Origin of the sequence: Kitasatospora sp. NPDC047058, assembly GCF_040643935.1 — a bacterium.
Taxonomy (GTDB): Bacteria; Actinomycetota; Actinomycetes; order Streptomycetales; family Streptomycetaceae; genus Kitasatospora.
Window position 1 is genome coordinate 1 of sequence record NZ_JBEYVJ010000583.1, and the last position, 3469, is coordinate 3469.

A 3469-nucleotide genomic window follows, 5' to 3' on the forward strand; every position below is an offset into this window, starting at 1 on the left:
AAGGCCGCCGCCCCGGCCCCGGCCGCGGCCGCCGAGACCGGCCCCGAGCTGATCCAGCTCCGCGGCCCGGCCAAGGCCGTCGCCACCAACATGGACGCCTCGCTGGAGGTGCCGACCGCGACGTCCGTCCGTGCGGTGCCCGCCAAGTTGCTGATCGACAACCGCATCGTCATCAACAACCACCTGCAGCGCGCCCGCGGCGGCAAGGTCTCCTTCACCCACCTGATCGGTTACGCCCTGGTCCAGGCCATCAAGGCCGCGCCGGGCATGAACCACAGCTACCAGGTGAAGGACGGCAAGTCGTACCTGGTCAAGCCCGAGCACGTGAACCTGGGCCTGGCCATCGACCTGGTGAAGCCGAACGGCGACCGCCAGCTCGTCGTGGCGGCCATCAAGAAGGCCGAGACCCTCGACTTCTTCGGCTTCTGGCAGGCCTACGAGGACATCGTCCGCCGGGCCCGCGCCAACAAGCTGACCATGGACGACTTCACCGGCGTCACGGTCTCGCTGACCAACCCCGGCGGCATCGGCACCGTGCACTCCGTGCCGCGCCTGATGCAGAACCAGGGCACCATCGTCGGCGTCGGCGCCATGGAGTACCCGGCCGAGTTCCAGGGCTCCGCCCCGGAGACCCTGTCCCGGCTCGGCGTCTCCAAGATCATGACGCTGACCTCGACCTACGACCACCGCGTCATCCAGGGCGCGGCGTCCGGCGAGTTCCTGCGCGAGATCCACCGCCTGCTGCTCGGCGAGAACGGCTTCTACGACGAGATCTTCGAGTCGCTGCGGATCCCGTACGAGCCGGTCCGCTGGGCCACCGACGTCGCCACCACCCACGACGACGAGGTCAACAAGACCGCGCGCGTCATGGAGCTGATCCACTCCTACCGGGTCCGCGGCCACCTCATGGCCGACACCGACCCGCTGGAGTACAAGCAGCGCAAGCACCCCGACCTGGACGTCACCACGCACGGCCTCACCCTGTGGGACCTGGAGCGCGAGTTCGCGGTCGGCGGCTTCGGCGGCCAGCGGATGATGAAGCTCCGCGACATCCTCGGCCTGCTGCGCAACACCTACTGCCGGACCGTCGGCATCGAGTACATGCACATCCAGGACCCGAAGCAGCGCAAGTGGCTGCAGGAGCGCCTGGAGAAGCCGTACACCAAGCCGGAGCGCGAGGAGCAGCTGCGCATCCTGCGCCGGCTGAACTCGGCCGAGGCCTTCGAGACCTTCCTGCAGACCAAGTACGTCGGGCAGAAGCGGTTCTCGCTGGAGGGCGGCGAGTCGCTCATCCCGCTGCTGGACGCCACCATCGACTCCGCCGCCGAGCACCGCCTCGACGAGGCCGTCATCGGCATGGCCCACCGCGGCCGCCTGAACGTGCTGGCCAACATCGTCGGCAAGCCGTACGGCAAGATCTTCGGCGAGTTCGAGGGCAACCTCGACCCGAAGTCGATGCACGGCTCCGGCGACGTGAAGTACCACCTCGGCTCCGAGGGCACCTTCACCGGCCTGGACGGCGAGACCATCAAGGTCTCGCTCGCCGCGAACCCCTCCCACCTGGAGGCCGTGGACCCGGTCGTCGAGGGCATCGCCCGCGCCAAGCAGGACATCCTGGACCAGGGCGGCACGACCTTCCCGGTGCTGCCGATCCAGATCCACGGCGACGCGGCCTTCGCCGGCCAGGGCGTCGTCGCGGAGACCCTGAACATGTCGCAGCTGCGCGGCTACCGCACCGGCGGCACCGTGCACGTCGTGGTGAACAACCAGGTCGGCTTCACCGCCGCCCCGGCGTCCTCGCGCTCCTCGATGTACTGCACCGACGTGGCCCGCATGATCGAGGCCCCGATCTTCCACGTGAACGGCGACGACCCGGAGGCCGTGGTCCGCGTCGCGCGGCTCGCCTTCGAGTTCCGCCAGGCGTTCCACAAGGACGTCGTGATCGACCTCATCTGCTACCGCCGCCGCGGTCACAACGAGGCCGACAACCCGTCGTTCACCCAGCCGCTGATGTACGACCTGATCGACAAGAAGCGCTCGGTGCGCAAGCTGTACACCGAGGGCCTGATCGGCCGTGGCGACATCACCATGGAAGAGGCGGAGCAGGCGCTCCAGGACTTCCAGGGCCAGCTGGAGAAGGTCTTCGCCGAGGTCCGCGACGCCGCCCAGGCCCCGGCCCAGCCCGCCAACGGCAAGCCGGTCGCCGACTTCCCGGTCTCCATCCAGACCGGCATCTCCGAGGAGATGGTCAAGCGGATCGCCGCCTCGCAGGTCAACCTGCCGGACTGGCTGACCGTCCACCCGCGCCTGCTGCCGCAGCTGCAGCGCCGCGCCGGCTCGGTCGAGGACAACACCATCGACTGGGCGATGGGCGAGACCCTCGCCATCGGCTCGCTGCTGATGGAGGGCCACCCGGTCCGCCTGGCCGGCCAGGACTCCCGCCGCGGCACCTTCGGCCAGCGGCACGCCGTCCTGATCGACCGGAACAGCGGTGAGGACTACACGCCGCTGCTCTACCTGACCGAGGACCAGGCCCGCTACACCGTGTACGACAGCCTGCTGTCCGAGTACGCGGCGATGGGCTTCGAGTACGGCTACTCGCTGACCCGCCCGAACGCGCTGGTCATGTGGGAGGCGCAGTTCGGCGACTTCGTCAACGGCGCGCAGACCATGGTGGACGAGTACATCGCCTCCGCCGAGCAGAAGTGGGGCCAGCACTCCGGCGTCACCCTGCTGCTGCCGCACGGCTACGAGGGCCAGGGCCCGGACCACTCGTCCGCCCGCCCGGAGCGCTTCCTCCAGATGTGCGCGCAGGACAACATGACGGTCGCCATGCCGACCCTGCCGTCGAACTACTTCCACCTGCTGCGCTGGCAGGCGCACAACCCGCACCACAAGCCGCTGGTCGTCTTCACCCCGAAGTCGATGCTGCGTCTGAAGGCCGCGGCGAGTGCGACCGGGGAGTTCCTGTCCGGCTCGTTCCGCCCGGTCATCGGCGACACCACCGTCGACCCGGCGAACGTGCGCAAGGTGGTCATCACCGCGGGCAAGTTCTACTACGACGTCGAGGCGGCCCGTACCGAGCGCGGGGTCACCGACACCGCGATCGTCCGGGTCGAGCGGCTCTACCCGCTGCCGGTCGCCGAGCTCCAGGAGGAGCTGGCCCGCTACGGCGACGACGTCCAGTTCATCTGGGCGCAGGAGGAGCCGGCCAACCAGGGTGCCTGGCCGTTCATCGCGATGAACCTGGTCGACCACCTGCAGGTCGTCATCGGCCGCAGCGCCAACGGCTCGCGCCTGCGCCGCGTCGCCCGCACGGCCTCCTCGGCCCCGGCGGTCGGCTCGGCCAAGCGTCACGCCGCCGAGCAGCAGGCGCTGCTGGAGGAGATCTTCACGATCTGACGCCCCGGGGCACCGCGCCCCGTCGTCGTCCGGACCACGGCCCCGGCCCCGCGCACTCCGCGCGGGG

At 69.7% G+C, this 3469-nt stretch carries 1 protein-coding gene; it reads left to right on the forward strand.

The annotated features are described in order from the left end of the window. Window positions 1–3402 (forward strand): multifunctional oxoglutarate decarboxylase/oxoglutarate dehydrogenase thiamine pyrophosphate-binding subunit/dihydrolipoyllysine-residue succinyltransferase subunit (locus ABZ885_RS37795; protein ID WP_360199210.1); only part of this gene is annotated, 3402 nt, incomplete at its 5' end. Between the last annotated feature and the right edge of the window lie 67 nt (window positions 3403–3469).